Source organism: Hoyosella altamirensis (genome assembly GCF_014191505.1).
GTDB classification, from domain to species: domain Bacteria; phylum Actinomycetota; class Actinomycetes; order Mycobacteriales; family Mycobacteriaceae; genus Hoyosella; species Hoyosella altamirensis.
The window spans coordinates 196,247-212,567 of record NZ_JACHWS010000004.1 but is presented as its reverse complement, the minus strand read 5'-3'; the positions used below and the strand labels follow the sequence as shown (position 1 = coordinate 212,567).

The window sequence follows — 16,321 nt, the reverse complement described above, 5'->3', positions numbered from 1 at the left end:
CTTGGACCGAATTTCAGATGGTCAGCCAAGGAAGTCGGTGGAGTCGCCGACTGGGGCGTCGAATGCCGACGTCAGGCCTGAATCCCACGTCTGTGTAAGGCCACTCGAAAGACCCGAAGTTAGCCCACTGGTGAGCCCTGAGGCCGTTCCGCCGAGCGTCTCTGCGCCCGACGTCACGGTATCCGTGACCGGAGCCGTGTAATCCGGCACCGGAGCGCTGTACTCAGTTACGGGAGCGCTGTACGTGCTGTAGTCGGTGACCGCACCCACCGTGTCCGTGACTGCGCCAGTGACACCGCCGAAGCCGTCTGCGCCGTCCGTGAACGACGTTGCACTGACCGAATCGGGTGCAGTGGTGAGTCCACCAGTGATCCCAGCGGCGCCATCCAGAGTTCCCGACACCGCTCCCGCGGCGCCGCCGAGCGCTTCGGCACCACCGCTCACAGCACCTGCTGCGCCGCCGACGGCCTCGGCCGCACCCCCGCCAGCACCAGCAATTCCCGCTGTCGCGTCCCCAAGGAACGCGGTGCTTCCGGACAGGGCTCCTGCCGCACCACCGAGCGCATCCGCGCCACCCGCAACCGCACCAGTCACTCCGCTTACCGCCTCGGCCGTTCCGCCCGCAGTACCAGCGAAAGCGCCCGCTGCGTCACCGATAATTCCGGCGCCACCGTCGACCGCACCAGCGAACCCACCGGCAGCGTCACCTACAGCACCTGCCGAGCCAGCCAGCGCGCCAGCCGCGCCACCGAGTGCGTCTGCACCGCCCTGGAAGGCGCCGGTGAAGGCACCTGCGGTATCACCGATCGCACCGGCTGAACCGGCGAGTGCCCCGCCGGCATCCGCGGTCCCCGCAAGCGCACCGGCGACATCCCCGACTGCTTCGGCGCCACCCGCCGCAGCACCCGCCACGTCACCGAGAGCACCTGCACTTCCAGCGAGGGTGCCTGCAGCCGCTGCGGCGGCACCGGCACCACCCGCGAGCGCGGCGCCGCCCGCACCGGCCACGTCACCGAGAGCGCCAGCACTGCCTGCCAGTCCTCCTGCGACGTCACCGATGACACCAGCGGAGCCAGCGAGCCCTCCTGCAGCATCTGCCCCGCTTTCGAGGGCGCCAGAGAACGCACCCGCGGCGTCACCCAGCGCTCCCGCAGAGCCCGCGAGGGCACCAGTCGCGCCACCGAACGCATCCGCGCCGCCGGCGAGAGCACCGCCGAGGGTCCCAGCCGTTTCCCCGAGGGCACCGGCCGAGCTAGCGAGCGCACCAGCTGCGCCTCCAGCGGCTCCGGCGCCGCCTTCCAGTCCCGCACCGGCGGCACCAGCAACGCCGCCCAATGCTGCGGCGCCACCACCGAAGGCACCGCCTAAAGCTCCCGCGAGTCCACCGAGAGCGCCGGCTGATCCTGCAGCCGCACCCGCCGTGCTGGCGAGGGCATCTGCCCCGCCGCTGAGGGCGCCGCCGACAGACCCGGCTGCATCACCAAGCGCACCCGCGCTACCTGCAAGTGCTGCCGCAGTGCTGCTTGCCGCTGCAGCTCCACCCTGCAACGCTCCACTGAACGCTCCAGCGGTGTCACCGAGAACCTCAGCGGACCCGGCCAGGGCGCCCGCTGCATCACCTACTGCCGCGGCGCCACCTTCGAACGCACCCGTGAATGCACCGGCCGTCTCGCCCAGTGCCCCAGCCGACCCGGCGAGAGCTCCTGCCACATCTCCGACCGCGCCAGCCGAACCAGCCAGCGCACCGGCTGCACCGCCGAGTGCTTCAGCGCCGCCTGAAAACGCTCCTGCCGCCGCACCTGCGGCGTCGCCCACTGCACCAGCTGATCCCGCGAGGGCACCTGCGACCTCGCCGACCGCACCAGCGGAACCAGCCGCAGCACCCGCAACGCCACCGATTGCCTCAGCACCACCCGTCAGTGCCCCCGAGAATGCCCCTGCTGCGTCTCCCAGCGCGCCGGCCGAGCCCGCGACGGCACCAGCGGCGTCCCCGACCACACCGGCCGAGCCCGCGACGGCACCCGCGGCGTCCCCGACTGCGCCTGCTGATCCCGCAAGTCCGGCGCCAGCCTCGCCTAGGGCGCCAGCCCCGCCAGCGAATGCCCCCGCCGCAGATCCGGCGACGTCACCCAACGCTCCGGCAGAACCTGCTAGCGCTCCCGCGGCACCACCGACAGCTTCAGCACCTCCAGCGAACGCGCCGGCAGCTCCACCTGCGACACCACCCAGGGCACCCGCTGACCCAGCGAGCGCACCAGCCGCACCGCCCACAGCCTCAGCGCCACCAGCAAACGCTCCCGCAGCAGAACCAGCAACGTCACCCAGCGCGCCAGCCGAACCAGCAACCGCTCCAGCCGCACCACCCACAGCCTCAGCGCCACCAGCAAACGCTCCCGCAGCACCGCCTGCGGCGGACCCCAGGGCTTCCGCGCTGCCTGAAAGCGCACCTGCAGCACCTGCAGCCGCATCCGCTCCGCCTGCCAGCGCACCACCGATGCCGAACGCGGTATCGCCGAGTTCACCCCCGATACCAGCTCCTGCTTCTGCAGCGCCTGCGATGGCTCCAGCGGCACCTCCGAGCGCGCCCGCCGATCCCGCGAGAGAACCACCGGCCTCACCCAGGGCGCCCGCAGAACCAGCCAGCGCACCTGCCACATCCCCTGCGGCTCCAGCGGAACCTGCAAGGGCTCCCGCTACGTCACCGGCAGCCCCCGCAGCACCGGCGAGAGCACCACCTGCTTCACCTGCAGCGCCAGCAAAACCTGCGAGGCCACCAGCAGCGTCACCCAGTGCCGCGGCGCCACCTTCGAAGGCACCAGCGAAGCCGCCTGCGGCCTCACCGAGAGCACCCGCAGAACCAGCCAGTCCACCGGCCACATCACCGACTGCGCCCGCAGAACCGGCCAGTCCGCCAGCCACTCCGCCGAGTGCTTCCGCACCTCCCACGAGGGCGCCACCTCCAGCACCGGCAACGTCACCGAAAGCCGCGGCTGAGCCTGCAAGCGTTCCTGCAACATCACCCACCGCACCGGCCGAACCGGCAAGGGCTCCTGCCGCACCGCCGACTGCATCCGCACCACCAGCGAAGGCACCACCTACCGCTCCTGCAGCCTCTCCAAAAGCACCCGCAGAGCTAGCAAGAGTCCCAGCGACGTCACCCACCGCACCAGCAGAACCAGCGAGAGCACCGGCGACATCACCGACCGCACCAGCCGAGCCGGCGAGTGCCGTACCCGCATCGCCCAGCGCCTGCGCTCCGCCAGCGAAAGCGCCTGTGGCGGCACCGGCGACCTCGCCAAGCGCACCCGCGCTCCCCGCAAGGGCACCTGCTGCGTCGCCGAACGCAGAGGCGCCACCTTCGACGGCACCAGTCAGTCCGCCTGCCGCGCCCGCAAGCCCGCTGGCGCTACCCGCGAGCGCGCCTGCGACATCACCAACAGCCTCCGCCCCGCCAGTTGCAGCACCACCAAAGGCTCCCGCGACATCACCCAAGGCACCAGCGCTGCCTGCAAGCGCACCCGCCACGTCACCGGCCGCTGCGGCACCACCTGAAAGTCCCGAACCAACTGCCCCGGCGACATCTCCGGCCGCTCCTGCTGCCCCGGCGAATGCACCCGCGGCACCGGCGGCGGCATCAGCACCGCTCTCCAGTGCCCCGCTGAATGCACCTGCGGCGCTGCCGAGGGCCTCCGCTCCACCAGCGAGAGCCCCGGACGCTGCACCTGCAGCTTCCCCGAGTGCACCTGCTGATCCGGCAAGGCTGCCCGTGACGTCGCCCACAGCACCCGCACCACCGGCGAGTCCCGCGGCAGCAGTGCCGGCCACGTCACCGACTGCGCCAGCAGAACCCGCTAAGGCACCTGCGACATCGCCCGCTGCCGTAGCGCCGCCCTGCATCGCGGCACCCGCCGCACCTGCTGCTTCACCAAGCGCACCCGCTGAACCAGCGAGCGCTCCCGTCACTCCGCCGACAGCACCAGCGGAACCAGCCAGATCACCGGCTGCGCCCGCAAGTGCCTCACCCATACCTGTGAATCCTCCAATTGCCTCCGCACCCCCCGCAGCGACTGCTGCCAGACCGGCTGCAGCGGCAGCAGCGCCGCCCGCGGCTGCAGCGGCAGCACCTGCAACTGTTCCTGCGGTTTGCCCGGCTGCGCCAGCACTGCCTGCTACCGCACCCGTGGCGTCACTGACCGCACCCGCTGACCCTGCCAGTGCTCCAGCGGCGCCTCCTACAGCCTCAGCTCCACCTGCGAAAGCACCTCCGAGATTGCCTGCGACCTCACTAGCTGCGCCCGCCGTGCCAGCGAGCGCACCCGCGGCTCCAGCGGCTGCGCCGGCCGCACCACTCACGGCTCCCGCAGCGCCACCCGCAGCCCCTGCCAGCGCCTCAGCACCACCCGCGAACGCACCGCCAAGGCTGCCCGAGGCATCTCCGAGTGCAGTAGCGCCACCGGACAGGGCGCCTGCTGCCTGAGCTGCCGCGCCAGCGGCTCCATCGAACGCGCCCGACAGCGTGCCACCCGCTTCACCGACTGCAGCGGCCGCACCTGTCACAGCTCCAGCGGCGGCAGCGGCTCCTTCAGCCGCACCAGCTGCCGCCCCAGCAACCCCTGCGGCAGCTTCAGCTGCACCGCTGAAGCTGCCGGAGATATCACCTACGAATTCCACTGCACCAATACCTCCTGTGAGATCACCAATCAAGCTGGGGTCGAGCACGTCTGAAAGACCGGGAAGATCACCCAGTCCGGGCAGATCGCCAAGTCCCGGAAGATCACCAAGACCGGGTATCTCGCCAATGTTTGCGATGAAATCGCCGATCTGCCCGATGTTGCCGAAGTCGCCAAGAGTGGCGAGGTTTTCGATCACGGCTGAGACATTCCCGAAGTCACCGACCTGGGCTAGATCCTCGAAGAACGCGGTGAGCGATCCGATGTCACCGGCAGAGAGTCCGGAGAGTACGTCTCCGATTACTACAGACGGGTCACCGCTCACGTTGATCACGCTGTCGATTACGTCGTTGAGCACCGACGGATCACTGATATTCGCGAAGTCCTGGAGCGTCGCTCCCAGGTTGCCGACGTCGACGGTGTCGCTCAGCGCCGCAAGATTCGACAGCACATCGCCGATCTCCCCTGCATTGCCGGATAACAGGTCCCCGACCTGCCCGATGTTCGTAATGTCTCCCGCGTCCACGAGGTCCGAGAGAACGTCACCTACCTGACCGATCACCGTCGGATCGGAGACTCCTGTGAGATCACCGATCACTGAACTGATCGGGCCGAGTTGGCCGAAGTCACCGCTAAGTATGTCGCTGATCTGGTTGCCGGAAGCGATGCCTGACAGCACGTCGCCAAACTGGCCAATGATCGTTGGATCACCAATAGCGCTCAACCCGGAAAGAACGTCACCGATCTCTCCGATCACCGTCGGGTCGGAGATGGTTCCGACGCCGTTAAGGAAGTCACCGACCTGACCGAACACCGCGTTGCCGCTGGCGATGTCGCTGATCGTTCCAGCGATATCGTTGCCGGAAAGAATGTCACTCAGCACCGAGATGTTGTCGAATACAGCGGAGACGTCGCCGAAGTCACCGATTTGAGCCAGGTCATCGAAGAAGGCGGTGATCGAGCCGATATCACCAGCTGAGATTCCTGATAGCACGTCGCCTATGGCAGCGGAGGGGTCCCCGCCGGCGAGACCGTTGAACAGGTCGGACAGAACGGTGGAGTCGCTAATGTTCGCGAAATCTTGCAGCGCGCCGCCGAGGTCCCCGATGTCCACCGTGTCGCTCAGCGCGACCAGGCTCGAAAGGACATCACCAAACTGGCCCGCATTGCCCGATAGAACGTCACCGATGCCGGAAACATCACCCGCGTCAATTCCCGACAGGCCAGTGAGTACATCCCCGACTTGACCGATATCCGACGGGTTGAGAGCTGACAGGTCATTCAGGATGTCGGAGAACTGACCGATGTTCGTCACGTCACCGACCTCGATCAGATCTGAGAGAAGGGCCGCCAACTGATTCTCGTTGCCCGCGTCCACGAGATCGTTCAGTACATTTCCGAACTGACCAATAAACGTGGGATCCGTGATGTTTCCAAAGCCCGAGAGCACGTCGCCTACCTGGCCAACCACTGCGGGGTTCAGCGCAGACAAATCGTTTAGTACGTCGTTGATCTGACCGATGTCCGAGAAGTCGCCGGGAAGGATCTCCGTCACTGGGTTTGCATTGCCGGATAGCACATCACCGATCTGCCCGAAGTCCCCGGAGAGAACGTCACCGAACTGATTGCCGTTCAGAACGTCGCTGATCTGAGCGAGAGAAATGGCCGCGACATCGCCAATCTGACCGACGCCGTTGTCGCCGTTGGCAATGCCGCTGACCACGTCCCCAATCTCGTTACCACCGGCAATTCCACCGAGGACGTCTGTAAACGCGTTCCCGTTCGCGATATCGCTGAGCTGTGCGACGTTGCTCAGCACATCACCGATCGCGTTGATGTCACCGATGTCTGCGAGATCGCTGAAAAAGGCCGTGAGCTGACCGAAGTCGCCTGTCGTGAATCCGGAGAGTACGTCTCCAATATCGCTGGATGGGTTGAGGATGTCGCTCAGCACAGACGGATCGGTGATGTTGGCGAAATCCTGCAGGGTGTTGCCGATTGCAGTGAGGTTGGCGGTGTCACCGAGGGTCGCGAGTTGCGAAAGGACATCGCCGATCTCACCGACATTGCCGGAGAACAGATCACCATTCAGCACATCTGCGAACTGCCCAAGGTTTTCGATGTTTCCGATACCAATCAGAACATCGCCAAGCTGCCCAATCGCGGTGGGGTCACCGATCTGGGCGAGGCCGGACAGAACGTCCCCGAACTGGTTGCCACCGAGAAGATCGCCGAGCTGATTCCCAGATCCGAGACCAGAAAGCGCTTCGCTGAAGTCGTTGATGATCGCGGGGTCAGTGATTTGGGCGAAGTTCGACAGTACGTCGCCGACCTCGCCCACGACGGTGTTGTCGGTAATATCTCCGAGCTGAGCGATATTCGAGAGAACATCGGTGAGCTGATTGCCTGAGAGCACACCGCCGAGGTCGGAGAGGACGTCGGTGACATCACCGATTCCTGAAACGTCACCGAACTCATTTCCACCGATAATGTTCGACAGCACATCATTGAACTGCCCGAATCCGCTCAGAACGTCGCCGATCTCGCCTACGTTCGCGACGTCACCGAGGCTGACCAGGCTGTCGAAGACTTGGCCAACGGCCGTCAGATCCCCCACCTGGGCGATGTCCTGGAAGAACGCACCCACCTGGTTGAGTTCCACGAGCCCGAGATCACCGAAATTGGAGATGTTGGAAAGCACATCGCCCGAAAGGATGTCACCAAACACTGCGGAAGGGTCGCCGATCGATGCGATGTCCTGCAGTGCGGCTCCGAGCGCACCGACGTTGAGGTTGTCGCTCACGGTCGCCAGGTTGGACAGCACATCCCCAACCTGACCGATGCCGTTGCCGTTGCCGTCACCGATACCGACAAGGTCCGAAAGGATATCGCCATTGTTTCCAGAAAGGAGATCACCGATACCGCTGAGGTTTTCCATGTTGCCGAAACCCGATAGAACTTCACCGACTTGCCCGAGAATCGTCGAGTCGGAGATGCTCGCGATGTCACCAAGGAACGTCGTGATCGGACCGAACTGAGCTGCGTTACCCGACAAAATTTCAGCAACGTCGGAGATGACGACTGGGTTGTTGGATGCCAGGCCGGAAAGGATGTCACCGAACTGGCCGATCAGCACAGGGTCATTGAGCGCGCCCAGACTGGAGAGAATGTCACCTACCTGCGCGAAATCACTGAAGTCGCTGAGCTGCGCAACGTTGCCGCTCAGTACGTCGCCAATCTGGGCAAGGTTCCCGCTGCCGATTCCGGAAAGCACGTCACCGAACTGTGTGACGCCATCGGCGTTTGCGATGTTGTTGAGGACGTCCCCGCCCTGTGCGACGTTTCCGGACAGAATGTCACCGATGACGCTCAGGTTGTTGACGTCGCCCAACTGCGCGAGATTCTCGAAAAGAGGTCCGACGGCAGTGAAGTCACCGGCACTGATCAGGTCAGATAGCAGAGAAGTATCAGACAGGTTCGCAAAGTTCTGCAGGGCGTCACCAATCGCGCCGATGCTTGCGATGTCACCAGTCGAGGCAAGATTCGAGAGGACATCGCCAACCTGGCCGATAGCTCCGACGTTGCCCGACAAGATGTCTCCCACTTGACCAATCACGGCGGGATCGCTGAACGCGGTGAAGCCAGAAAGCACATCTCCAACCTGACCGAGGACGACCGGGTTGAACTGTGCGAGATTCGACAGGACATCCCCGAACTGGTTCCCCGACAGAGCTTCACCGATCTGCGTGATCACGGTGTTGTCGGTGACCTGGGCGAAGTTGGAGAGAATGTCGCCGACCTGCCCGACTGCTGCCGCGTCGTTCAGTGCGGTGATGCCTGAAAGCACGTCACCCACCTGGTTTCCTCCCGCGATACCTGAAATCACGTCGCCAACCTCATTTCCGGAAAGAACATCACCGATTTGACCAGCGAAATCACCAAGCTGGTTGTCTGATAGGAGATTTGTGACGACGTCAGATACGTTGCCGAAGTCGCCTGCGATACCGGTGATATCGCCGAGCTGGTTGCCGCTCAGGAGTTCACCGACCTGGCTGATCACGGTGGGGTCGTTGATCAGCGCAATGTTGGAAAGAACATCCGTGAGCTCATTGCCGCTCGCGACATTCGTAAGGATCTCCCCAATCTGGTTGATCGCTGTGACGTCTCCGGCGAGGAGTTCACCCACTCCTGATCCGTTTCCTATATTGCTGAGAACGTCACCGATGGCATTGAGGTTCTCAATGTTCCCGAAAGCCGTGAGCACGTCGCCGATGTTGCCTACGTTATTCAGGAGCTCCGCGGCACCCGCGATATCGCCGATTTGAGCAACGTCCTGCAGGAACGCCGCGATATTGCCGAGGTCGCCATTGTTAGTGAGTACGTCACCGATCTGACCTATACCGATCGTGTCCGAATCGATCACGGCGTTCAGGAAGTCCGCGACGAGGACGGGGTCACCAATGTTCGCGAAATTCTGTAGCGCGTTGCTCAAGGCTTCGATGCCGACGTTGTCGTTGAGGACAGCGAGGTTCGACAGTACGTCACTGATCGCACCGATCCCGGTGACATCGTTGATGCCTGCGAGATCCCCGATCACGGACGTGATTGGACCCAATTGCCCGGCGTTGTTCGAGAGCACGTCACCGATCCCCTCGAGCGACGCGCCATTTGCGATGTTCGTCAAGACCTCGCTTATCTCGCTGAGCGCTGTCGGCTCGAACGTTGAGGTCAGGTTAGACAGAACGTCGCCGATCTGGCCGATGCCCGTGAAATCGTTCAGGACGTCCGTGAGCGTCGCGTTCAAGGTGTTGATGTCGCCGATGTTCGAGAGAACATCGACGAGGTCGTTGAAGGTGACGGTGGGGTCGAATACCCCAGTCAGCCCGTCGAGCACAGAGTTGAAGACGCTAAGGTCCCCGATCTGGGTGAACTGCTGAAGAACGTCGGCGACATTCGCGATATTGCTGATGTCGCCGATCTGGGAGAGACCAGACAGAATATTGCCGATCTCGCCGATCCCGCTGAGGTCACCAGCGTTGGTGAGAATGTCCCCGATCACGGAGGATGGGTCGCCGACATTGACGAGGTTCGACAGAATGTCTCCGACCTGCCCGACATTCGTCAGATCACCGAAGTTGGCGAAATTCTGGAGGACCTGTCCGATATTTGTGACGTCCCCGATGCCAGAGACGTTCGACAAGAAGTCGCCAACGTTTACCAGGTTGCTGAGAACATCCGTATCTGTGAGGTTGATGTCCTGCACGATGCCGGTGATGTTCTGCAGAAGTGACGGGTCGATCGAGCCGATCCCGGTGAGGTTCTGCAAGAAATCACCGACCTGACCGATACCGGTCAGGTCGTTCAGGAACGCGATGTTTTGCAGGAAGTCACCGACGGGACCGATCCCTGTGACATCTCCGATATTGGCAAGACTGTTGATGAGGTCGCCAATTGCGAGCGACTGATCGATAACACCGATGTTCGTTAGGTTCTGAACGAAGTTCCCGATGTCGGTGAGGTCGCCGATCGACGGTGCGCTGATGAGATCGCCGAAGACGTTGTCGCTGAGCAGATTGACGGGAAGGATTTCGGAGAGAGTGATACCGGACGTCAGGATGTCGGTGAGGATCGGGCCGGTCAGGTTACCGATATCGCCGAGGCTTATGTCACCAAGCCCAATGTCGCCCAGACTGATATCACCCAGACCGATGTCGCCGATATTCCCGATATTCCCGATGTCTCCGATGTTCGTCACAGGACCGGTGACGTCCCCGCCCCCACCGCCGGGCGGGTTGTTGATGATGATCGTCGTATCACCACCACCGCCTCCGGGCGGGGTGGTGATGATGTTGTTGTTCGTGTTGTTGTTGACGTTGGTAACTGGCGCGGCAGTGCCTCCGCCGCCTCCGCCGCCCGGCGCACCTGGGTTTATGACTGGCGCAATAACCGGCGCGATAACGGGCGCAATCACCGGATTGAAGACGACGTTGCCGCCTCCTGCTCCGCTGCCCCCACCAGGTGAAACAATCGTCGGACCTACGATTGTCGGACCCACCGTAGTCGGACCCACGATTGTGGGGCCGGTGGTGCTCGGCCCCACAATCGTGGGAGCGCCTTTCGCCAAGGACAGATGCCCCGGGCTAACCACGTTGACCAACTTGGTTATTCCGCCCGCTAAAGCTTGGGATGCGCCCGACCAGCCTGCGGGACAGAGATGTCCCGACAACGCGCTTGGCGCTCCGGCGAAGCCACCGATCCCGCAGATCAGAGGCGCGATCGCATCGATATCAGCACGACAGAACGGAGCGATCCCATTTTGCTCGAGAAAGCACGCGGGATCAGCGAGGAACTGATCCCTCGCATCCGCGTCCCGAAGGAGCCAGAGGATCAATGTGACCAGCGGATTGCCTGCGGTAAGCGACATTTCGTCGGCCCTCATTTCGTCGTGATGACAACAGCGCTTGCGAATTCGGTTCCGCATGCGATTCTTCGCCGCTCTCGCGGACCTACCAACGGGGGCGACCCCTCGATCAACATCGGACTATTAGGGGGTCGGGAGTTAGGGGAACCGTCCCCATTAGGGGATTTGCCCGGTACTCTTGTCGTGTCCTGGACCACACCAGTGGAGTGCGCTGTGATGGTGGTCGGGAACGTTGCCGCTGCGGCGCGGGGCGCATGCTAGAACGCCGCAAAACGAGAGGTGAGCGCCTTGATTGGTCTCGGCTTGAGCATAGGAACCGCTCAGTGCACCGCCACATACCTCACAGCTAGAGACTCAAGCAGCACTCCGTCTGACGCCGCAGGAAATGCTATACGCGTAAGCAATGGAGCGCGTTTCGAGAAGGCTTCAAGCATTCACGACTCTGCGCTGAGTTTCTCTCCCGACGGTGCTATTTCTTTTGTTGACAAAGCGATACAAACGGGTGCGAGCGGGCGCGGCCGGATATCTATCCGCGATTACATGGAACGCGTTGGCGACCCTGTGGAAATCGCTGTCTCGGAAGCAGAAAGCGTCGCCGGTTCAACTCTGGCCGCCGCCGCCACGAGTCTGCTCATCAAGGACGCCTCCATATCCGCGGAGTCGCCGGTCGCACTCGCCCACCCGGCTTCCTGGTCTTCCCACACGCTTGCTGCGCTGCGTTCGGCACTCACGACCACCTGCACACCTACGCCCGCTCTGATAACCGAGTCTGATGCCCTGCTCACGTTTGCCGATGAGGAGTACGGCGCAGCTGACGGCTACACCCTTGTAATCGATATCGGTGCTAGATACCTGGATATCAGCGCGGGCACCCAGAGCAGCCCTGCACCGACAGCAGTAGGGACTCCGGTTCGCACCAGCGAAGTCAGTGGTGACTGGTTCGACTATCTACTGCTCACCCATGTGCTCCCTCATCTGCTAAGCGACGAGGAGATCCGCCAGCTGTCCACTCGCGCCCCCGCTGCAGACGCTGAATTCGAGAGCCTCGCGCGTTTGAGGGAGAACGTGCGGCGCGCTCGGGAGACGCTTTCCTCGCAGACGACTTCGCAGCTAGTGAGCGACATTTCCGGGCACAAACGAGAGATTCGTGTAGTACGCAGCGAGTTCGAGGAACTGATCCACGGCTCATGTGAACGTATCGCGGAGCTCGCACACCAGGCATTGAGGGAAGCCGGTGTCAGCGAATCTGACTTGACACGAATTGTGCTCGCCGGAGGCGCAGCGTCAACACCGCTGATCACAGAGGTACTCGCGCGGGAGTTCCGGCTCCCCATCAATCTCCCATTGGAGCCTGCACTCGCCGTAGCCACAGGCGCAGGACTTATGGCAAGCCGCGGATTTGCGGCCGCCACCCCACTTGCCCCGCGCGTAAAGGCACAAGCACGGCAAAAACCGCCCGGGAGGCCCGGCCGTCGGCCAGTGCCACCGATCCTTCCCACAATCGAACGAGCCGCATCACGTAAGAACGTTGGCCGGGCAACAGCCGTGGCTGCCGCCGCCGCAGCTGTGGTTTTTCTCGCAGCGGGGTCACTCAGTGTCGGAACGTCTTTCTTTCCTATGACGTCCTCAGCCGGCAGTGTCGTTGAGACAACTGAATCGGCTGTGGCACCGACTGTCGACGAGGTTCCCACGCGTGATGGCGCCGCCCGCACTGTCAGCGCGTCTCCAGCGTCCGCAGGATCGTCGATCCTTGGCACCGCGCCGCGAACGACAACTCCGTCCGCGCGCGGCATACACTCCGCTGCCGGGAAAACAGCCAATTCACGGCAGTCAAGCGTCACTGAATCTCAATCCACTGCTGTGACGCCGCGCGGTGCAGAGCCCAGCCAGGCTGTCGAAGCGTCACCGGACCCCGGCGCGGCCCCCGCTCCGGCTCCGACGAATCCGACCCAACCAGAGCAAGTGACTGGCTCAATCCCCGTGCCTGCCCCCAACCCGCCCACGACACCTCACACGCCCCCTCCACCACCCAGCGCAAGCACCCCGTCGCCGAGCCAACCGAGTCTTTCCCCACCCCCCGCACCACCGGCTCCCCCGGCACCACCGGCTCCCCCTCCTAGCAGTCCTGCGCTAATTCCTAGTCCAAGCGCCCCTCTCGCTCCAGTCAACTCGGGGGTTTCCGGAGTCACCGATACCGTTGGCGGCGTTGTCGGGGGAACAACCGGGACTGTGCAGTCGGTTACAGGCGGCCTCGGTCAAACCGCTGGAGGGGTCACAAATGGTGTCGGGCAGACTGCAGGCACAGTGATGCAGGGCGCGACAGGTGCAGTGGGTGGCGTCACCGAAACAGTCGGAGGCACAGCAGGTGCAGCCACCGGAACTGTTGGGCAGGTAACCGGAGGGGTGACAGAACCAGTAACAGGCACCGTCAGTGGACTAACTGGCACGGTCGAGGGTGCCACTGGTGGAGTCGGTAATGCGATCAGTTCGCCTTTGAATACGGTGGGCGGGATACTCGGCGGGGTGACGGGCCGTTGACGGCATTGAAAGACATTCACCTCACGTCCCTTGGAGTGCACGATAAATTGATTTCGTCTGCGATGCACGAGTCAATCAGCGAACTCCTGGAGGCGATTCGGAAGTCGGGAGGCCGTCCCGTCCACCGCATCATCCTCGGGACCGCGGGTAGCGGGAAAACGAGTGCGTTGCGGATCGCCCGGAGTGCATTCGAGGCAACCGGAGCCCGCGTGACCACCTCTCTCGAGAATGTCGGTGCGATTGATGCTGTGGCCGGGTCCGTTTTGCTCGTCGACGATGTTCATCGTTGCGGACCGACAGCACTGGCTGACCTTGAAGCGATCATGCGTCGGCGAGATACCAGTGTGCTGCTGACTGCACGCCCAAGGAGTAGCCGCCACAAAATCGACAGGCTGCTCAGCACCTCAGGATCAAGCGCGCTCACCCTCGGCGCCATGACCTCCCCGAAGGTCGCCCAGCGCGCGCGGGAGACTCTTGGTCACGACCTCCGCCGTGACCACATCGCAGCCATTATGGCCATCACCGGCGGACAGCCGGACGGCGTGCACGAAGTGCTCACGATGCTCCAGCACGGACGGGCGGTCCTCCCCGACGCGGCCCGCGTGATCGACGAGGCCGGACAGGCCTGGGTCTCACGGCGGTTCGCGGAGCTGCCCGCACTCGTCCAGCAAGCTGTCGCAGCCGCAGAGTTCGCGACTGCTGCGCCGATTGTGGCCGAAACGCTCGGGGTGTCGCCGGACGAGGCTGCGGAGCTCCTCGACGAAGCCCGCGATAGCGGTTTGCTACTCGATCACGACAAAGTCACTGCGCAACTGAAAGCCTGCTTCGCGGAGCAGCTTGGCCCTTCGAAGCTCGCGCAGCTACGCTCGCGTGCTGCTAGTGCACTCGCCTCGTCGCATACCTTGACCACCGCAGCCGCGATCATGTTCGCGCAATACCACGTCGTCAATCCCCAGGTTGCGTCCTACTTGATCCGCGCATCCGAGCGATGCTCAGACACAGACCCATCTCAGGCGGCGACACTGCTCGACGCCGCGTACGCGGCCGGAGCTTCGCTCGCAGACTTCGCGCTCCAGCGAGCGGAGGTCGCGGCGCGAACGAGTGACTACGGCGGTGCACTCCACTTCGCTGACGCGGTAACAAACCGTGCACTCAGTACTGACGGGCGCCAGTGCGCGGACCTCGCTGACGCGATCCGCATCTCGGCGACTGTCGCGACATCACGCGGAATGGTCGCACACGCCGCCGATCTGTATCGATGGCTCGGAGCTGACCGCGCAGGGGCGGACGCGCCGATCGCCGCCATCGTCCTGTACGCGGCTGGGGATGGGGAGACCGCACGGGCCGTCCTGCAGCATGCAGCTTCGACTATCCCAACGACCTACGCTCAGGGGCTGAGACTTCTCGCTGAAGGTATCGGCACGTCGATGAGCGGCTCGGGCAAGTCTTCGATCGCGATGCTCTCGCGCGCCGTCTCCATGCTCTCTCCACCACCGGTCCGGCGCGCCATGCCAGACCACGCGGCGGCACTGGCAGCGACCGCGGCACTGCATTGTGGGGACCTTGCAGCCGCCGAATCGATTCTCGCGGCGTCACTCGCAGATCACCGGCCCGAAGCGGCAGTGACTGCTCGGCTACAGCTACTAAGCGCATGGGCATCCATGCTCGCAGGCGACATCCCTGCAGCAACGGCTAGGTTGCGTGCCGCCACGGCCCGTCCGCTGCCATCGGCTCGCGACAGACTGTTCGAATACGGCTTGCGGGCGGGCCTTGCGCGCCGGGCAGATAACGCAGCCGAACTCAACGCGTGCTGGACGGCCGCCCGGCCGGTCATCGCCGCGTGCTCGGCGGACCTGTTCTCTTTGCTCCCCATTGGGGAACTCTGGATCGCATCCGCACATCTTTCTCTACAGCCCGAGGTGACACACCTCATCGATCAAGCGGGAACTGTGCTGGAAGACCTGGGGTCCCCGATACTGTGGGCCGCACCGTTTCATTGGTGCGGTGTCCAGGCCGCAATCATTGGTGACAAACCGGACGACTTGGTTCCGCACGCACACCACCTCGGCGCCGCCGCGCATGCGAGCGAGTATGCCGCCGCACTTGCGACAGCCGGGAAGTCCTGGATTCGCGTTCTCGCGCGAGAGTTCAATCCAGCCGACGTGGAGGCGAGCGCACGCGGTCTCGCGGGCGCGGGCCACAGCTGGGACGGCGCCCGCCTCGCGGCGGAAGGTGGATTCCGCTCGAATGACCCCCGTGCGGCTGCTTCGCTGCTACAACTTGCGCGCACGCTGAAACTGACCGGTGCTGCGGGTGCTATGGCACCCGATCCGGCGAGCGGGCCAGCAGCCCCTGCGTCTCGAGTGCCCGGGGGCCTCAGCGTTCGCGAAGCCGAAATCGCCAGCCTCGTAGTGCAGGGGTTCCCCTACCGAGAAATCGGCGAGCGTCTCTTCATAGCCCCGAAAACGGTAGAGCATCATGTCGCCCGGATCCGGCAGCGCATCGGAGCCCAGAGCCGCGGTGAGATGCTGTCGATGCTGCGCTCGATGGGCTTCCCTCAGGTGAATCACCAGGCGTGACAGTGCCCGAAAATTAGCGCTATGTGACTGCTGTCATCCTGTCTGACAGCAGTCGGTCACAAATAGATGACTTATCGGACTCATCTCTGCCGCAGGCCCTTCGGGCTACCTAG

Annotated in this window: 3 protein-coding genes; 2 read left to right on the top strand and 1 reads right to left on the bottom strand. The window is 63.7% G+C overall.

All coding sequences use genetic code 11. From position 1 onward, the window contains the following. Positions 1–21: 21 nt before the first annotated feature. The gene (locus tag FHU29_RS20045; RefSeq protein WP_157094855.1) at positions 22–11,109 is read right to left on the bottom strand and encodes a hypothetical protein; all 11,088 of its coding nucleotides are present in this window, start codon (positions 11,107–11,109) and stop codon (positions 22–24) included. Positions 11,110–11,631: 522 nt separating this feature from the next. Between FHU29_RS20045 and FHU29_RS20040 the strand changes: the two genes are divergently transcribed. Both FHU29_RS20040 and FHU29_RS20035 read left to right on the top strand, forming a co-directional pair. Continuing rightward, positions 11,632–13,629: an Hsp70 family protein gene (locus FHU29_RS20040; protein WP_064438374.1), complete on the top strand. Its 1,998-nt coding sequence runs from the start codon at positions 11,632–11,634 to the stop codon at positions 13,627–13,629. 62 nt (positions 13,630–13,691) lie between these two features. Beyond that, on the top strand, positions 13,692–16,208 hold the full coding sequence (locus FHU29_RS20035; RefSeq protein ID WP_157094856.1) for a LuxR C-terminal-related transcriptional regulator: 2,517 nt from the start codon (positions 13,692–13,694) through the stop codon (positions 16,206–16,208). Positions 16,209–16,321 lie beyond the last annotated feature (113 nt).

What these genes read in the sequence shown, in the direction of transcription:
- FHU29_RS20045 (WP_157094855.1), bottom strand. Translation starts at nt 11,109, where the DNA reads ATGAGGGCCGACGAAATGTCGCTTACCGCAGGCAATCCGCTGGTCACA.
- FHU29_RS20040 (WP_064438374.1), top strand. Translation starts at nt 11,632, where the DNA reads ATGGAACGCGTTGGCGACCCTGTGGAAATCGCTGTCTCGGAAGCAGAA.
- FHU29_RS20035 (WP_157094856.1), top strand. Translation starts at nt 13,692, where the DNA reads ATGCACGAGTCAATCAGCGAACTCCTGGAGGCGATTCGGAAGTCGGGA.